The sequence below is a fragment of the Moraxella equi genome (genome assembly GCF_002027555.1).
Taxonomy (GTDB): Bacteria; Pseudomonadota; Gammaproteobacteria; order Pseudomonadales; family Moraxellaceae; genus Moraxella; species Moraxella equi.
This window is the reverse complement of record NZ_MXAP01000169.1, coordinates 1-3,725: the sequence shown is the minus strand read 5'-3', so window position 1 is coordinate 3,725 and position 3,725 is coordinate 1. Positions and strand designations below refer to the sequence as shown.

5 protein-coding genes, 1 tRNA gene and 1 pseudogene are annotated in these 3,725 nt (G+C 43.8%); 3 read left to right on the top strand and 4 right to left on the bottom strand.

Annotated features, from left to right (window positions below):
* Both B5J93_RS14110 and B5J93_RS14105 read left to right on the top strand, forming a co-directional pair.
* A pseudogene (locus B5J93_RS14110) lies at positions 1-228 on the top strand (hypothetical protein); the annotation flags it as partial.
* Between the two features lie 112 nt (positions 229-340).
* The gene (locus B5J93_RS14105; protein WP_228144947.1) at positions 341-664 is read left to right on the top strand and encodes a hypothetical protein; all 324 of its coding nucleotides are present in this window, start codon (positions 341-343) and stop codon (positions 662-664) included.
* Between the two features lie 46 nt (positions 665-710).
* Here the strand turns inward: B5J93_RS14105 and B5J93_RS12810 are convergent.
* From B5J93_RS12810 to B5J93_RS12795, 4 genes are all read right to left on the bottom strand, one after another.
* Positions 711-786, bottom strand: a tRNA-Gly gene (locus B5J93_RS12810).
* Between the two features lie 89 nt (positions 787-875).
* Positions 876-1,172 carry an SH3 domain-containing protein gene (locus tag B5J93_RS12805; protein WP_115237260.1) on the bottom strand — a complete coding sequence of 99 codons (297 nt, stop codon included), beginning with the start codon at positions 1,170-1,172 and terminating at the stop codon, positions 876-878.
* A 132-nt stretch (positions 1,173-1,304) separates the two neighbouring features.
* Positions 1,305-2,639, bottom strand: a complete 1,335-nt coding sequence (locus B5J93_RS12800) for a glyceraldehyde-3-phosphate dehydrogenase (protein WP_079326721.1) — start codon at positions 2,637-2,639, stop codon at positions 1,305-1,307.
* Between the two features lie 113 nt (positions 2,640-2,752).
* Positions 2,753-3,196: a (deoxy)nucleoside triphosphate pyrophosphohydrolase gene (locus B5J93_RS12795; RefSeq protein WP_079326720.1), complete on the bottom strand. Its 444-nt coding sequence runs from the start codon at positions 3,194-3,196 to the stop codon at positions 2,753-2,755.
* Positions 3,197-3,420: 224 nt separating this feature from the next.
* On the opposite strand from B5J93_RS12795, the gene hemP reads away from it, so the two are divergent.
* Positions 3,421-3,582 carry a hemin uptake protein HemP gene (gene hemP, locus B5J93_RS12790; RefSeq protein ID WP_227514671.1) on the top strand — a complete coding sequence of 54 codons (162 nt, stop codon included), beginning with the start codon at positions 3,421-3,423 and terminating at the stop codon, positions 3,580-3,582.
* Positions 3,583-3,725: the final 143 nt, after the last annotated feature.

The following is a 3,725-nucleotide window of genomic DNA, read 5'->3' as shown; positions in this document are numbered from 1 at the left end:
AGTTTGATATGGTCTAGACATCATTCTGCTAAGTACCGTAAGGCGTTGTGGATTATGCTGATGCTAGACTTGACCATGTTTTTTGTGGAAGTGGTCATGGCGGTCAAATCAGGCTCTACATCGCTACTGTCGGGCAGTTTGGATTTTTTGGGTGACAGTGCCAACTATATGATTAGCCTGATTGTGCTACCCATGGCGTTAAGCTATGAGCTAAGGCGAACATGGTAAAGGGGCTGACCATGGGTGGGTTTGGGTTGTTCATCCTAATTACGACCATTTACCGTGCTTTTTATGGTGAGATACCTGGTCATGACCAGATGAACGTGGGGGAGTGTTGGCGTTGGCGGTAAATGTTACGGTATTGGTGGCGCTGTTAAATTTTCGAGATGGCGACAGCAACATGGGAAGTGTGTGGGTGTGTTCACGCAACGATACCATTGGTAATGTGACGGTGATTTTGGCAGGCGTGGCGGTGTATTTTTTCCGGTCAAAATATCCTGATTTGATTGTGGCGTTTGTCCTAACGTTCTTGGCATTGCAAGCACCAAGGGAGATTATATCAAGGGCGTGGGGTGAGTTAAGTGTTGGTGAAATGTCTGCAACAACCAATAATCTAACACTCCATGATGTCCTTAGCTTGTTACCCAAAATATCAATACTTTGATTTCAAGAAAAAAGCCCAAACCGTATAATTTGGACTTTTTAAAATTTGGAGCGGGAAACGAGATTCGAACTCGCGACCCCAACCTTGGCAAGGTTGTGCTCTACCAACTGAGCTATTCCCGCGTGTCAGCGTTTGCTGTATGGGTGCGTATTATATAGGATTTTGTCATCAAGTCAAGTATTTTTTGCAAAAATTTTTAAAAGCACTTCAATTAATAACAACTGATAAACTCACGAAACACCCAGCCGATGTATCGGTCGGTTTTGGCGTTAAACACCAATGCCCATGGACGTCCTTTATCATCATAATCATACTCTGAGACATAGACGGTGGTGCCGTTTTTGACTTGTCCGATAACTTTACCATTGGGCGTGGCACGGGCGTTTAGTGGGACGCCTGTTGGGTCGGTAACTTTGCAGGTTTGGGCAAATGCAGTGGTTGGTATGGCAAGTGCCATACCAAGTCCGATGGCGGTTAGGACAGGGACTAGTAGAGATTTAATTTTCATAACAATGCTCAAAAAATAACAACACTCAAAAAGACGTTTATCAATCTTGTGGGTGTATAACAAAACAGAGTATTTATCAGCATAACACAAATACCCTGTCATTAACAACCAATTTAGCAAATAAACAACCAATTAATTACTCGCCATCACTTCTGCGACACGAATGACTTGCGTGCTGTACCCCATTTCGTTGTCATACCACACATAAAGGGTGGCACGGTTGTCGGTGGCGATGGTTGCCTTAGCATCAAAAATCGCCACTTTTTCAGAACCCACAAAATCAGTAGATACCGCTTCGGGGCTGTCTGAGTAGTCAATTTGCTCTTGCCACTCAATACTTTCTGACTTGGCTTTGATAAAGGCGTTTAGCTCATCAGCAGAACCAACCGCTTTGTCAAAGTTTAGGTTTAAAATCGCCAAAGACACATTGGGCGTTGGCACACGAATGGCATTGCCTGTGAGTTTGCCTTTGAGTTCTGGAATGGCTTTGGATACGGCAGACGCTGCCCCTGTGGACGTCATCACCATGTTTAAGGGAGCGGCACGACCACGGCGGTCGGATTTGTGGTGGTTGTCCACAAGGTTCTGGTCATTGGTAAAGGCGTGAACCGTTTCCATATGTCCGTTTACGATGCCATAAGTGTCGTGTAGCACTTTTAGCGTTGGTGTGATGGCGTTGGTGGTGCAAGACGCTGCCGACACGATGGTGTCGCCCCCGATGGTGTCGTGATTGACACCATAGACCACATTTTTGATGTCGCCTTTGGCAGGGGCGGTGAGTAGCACTTTTTTGACGCCTTTGCTTGCCAAGTGTTTGCCAAGCCCTGCTTCATCTTTCCATTTGCCCGTGTTATCAATCACGATGGCATTATCAATACCGTGGGCGGTGTAGTCAATCTCGCTGGGGTCAGAGGCGTAGATGAATTTGATAAAGCGACCGTTCACGATGATACCGCTATTGGCGTCGTCAATCTCCACCGAGCCGTCAAACCAACCATGCACGCTATCACGCTCCAATAGCGAGCCACGCTTATCAAGGTCACCATCTCCTGCGGGGCGTACCACAATGGCTTTTAATTGCAAACCTTTGTCAGAAGCAGGACGGCTCATAAGTAGACGTGCCAAAATACGTCCGATACGCCCAAAGCCATAGAGTACCACGTCTGTGGCAGGGATTTCGGTGCCACTGGCAAAATCGCTTGCTTTTTTACCTGCTTTGACCGCTTGACCCAAATCGGCGGTGGTATTGGTGGCGGTGATGTCTTTGGCAAGGGCAAGGGTATCCGCCACGTCAAGTCCTGCTTTGGCGTGCTTGGCCAGAATGTCCGATACCGACAACGCCACACGCTCACCAAAAAACAGAATGTTTACGTTTTGGCTAGCAAGTTTGGCAAGGGCGACAAGCAGTTCAGTTGCTTGGGTTTCTTGGGTTTGGCGTTTGGTTAGGTGATCTTGGTAAATGCTCATATGCTGTCCTATCATGAATGAATGGAATGGATAATATAACAAAACACCCAAATTTTAAAGGAATTTGGGTGTTTTGACAAGGTTTATTTATTTTAAAAATAGGGGTATTTTTATTATTTATTATCTAACCACACCAATATTTGCTGATTCGCTTGCGGAAATCGTTCACCACTTTGTAATAAAGTCATTTTATCAAGCCATAATAAAGCCTGATTGTCCAAGCCGAATTTTTTGTCTTTAAAATCAAGATATTGGCTACCGGTTAGGGCAATTTCATACACATATAGTCTCACCATTTTATCGCCATAATCATGGCAAATCTGCCCAAACTCACACATGGTATTGGCAGAGATATCTAATCCCAGCTCCTCGCTCACTTCACGGATTAGAGCGGTTTGGGGTGTTTCATTTGATTCAATCTTACCGCCAACAAATTCCAATTTACCGCCTTGATGTTGATGGGCATGACGGGTCGCCAATAAAAATTCATCATGGTATCGTAATACCGCTACCGCCACAGGGGTGATTTCTGGAGAATTCTTGCCTTTAATAGTCATATTTATACCTTTTATCAGAAAAATGGGCAATTTTACCAAATTTTGCAATTTATATTTGCAATCTTAGAAAAATTTGGTATCATATCTACAAATGATAATTTTTATTGTTTGTAAAAATTTAGTGTTTAGATAAAATTATCATTTTAAGCCAATAGTTATTATCAGCTAGACGGCTCGGAAAAATATCCGCAACCCGTCCAAACATAAGGAAACTTGTCATGACCATGACTATCGCTCGTTATTTTAGCAACCGTGAATCTACTCGCTTGCCCACCCTACATTCGCAAAATCTGTTCGCTCTCACCAAGGAAGTGCGGATTGAACATCAGGGCGAAGAATATCGCTTGCGTCTGACACGCAATAACCGCTTGATTTTAACCAAATAATTTATCAAAATTTTCATAAACTCCAAACCAAAAAGCACGCCCCTAATCTGTGGTGTGCTTTTTGGCTTTTGACCGCTGAATTAGGTAAGCTTTATAGATCATGTTGAACTTTATTAACAAAACCTTAAACATACAATCCAACC

Excerpts from the sequence above, each read along its gene's own strand:
- B5J93_RS12800 (WP_079326721.1), bottom strand. The coding sequence starts at position 2,639 with ATGAGCATTTACCAAGATCACCTAACCAAACGCCAAACCCAAGAAACC.
- B5J93_RS12795 (WP_079326720.1), bottom strand. The coding sequence starts at position 3,196 with ATGACTATTAAAGGCAAGAATTCTCCAGAAATCACCCCTGTGGCGGTA.
- B5J93_RS12805 (WP_115237260.1), bottom strand. The coding sequence starts at position 1,172 with ATGAAAATTAAATCTCTACTAGTCCCTGTCCTAACCGCCATCGGACTT.
- hemP (WP_227514671.1), top strand. The coding sequence starts at position 3,421 with ATGACTATCGCTCGTTATTTTAGCAACCGTGAATCTACTCGCTTGCCC.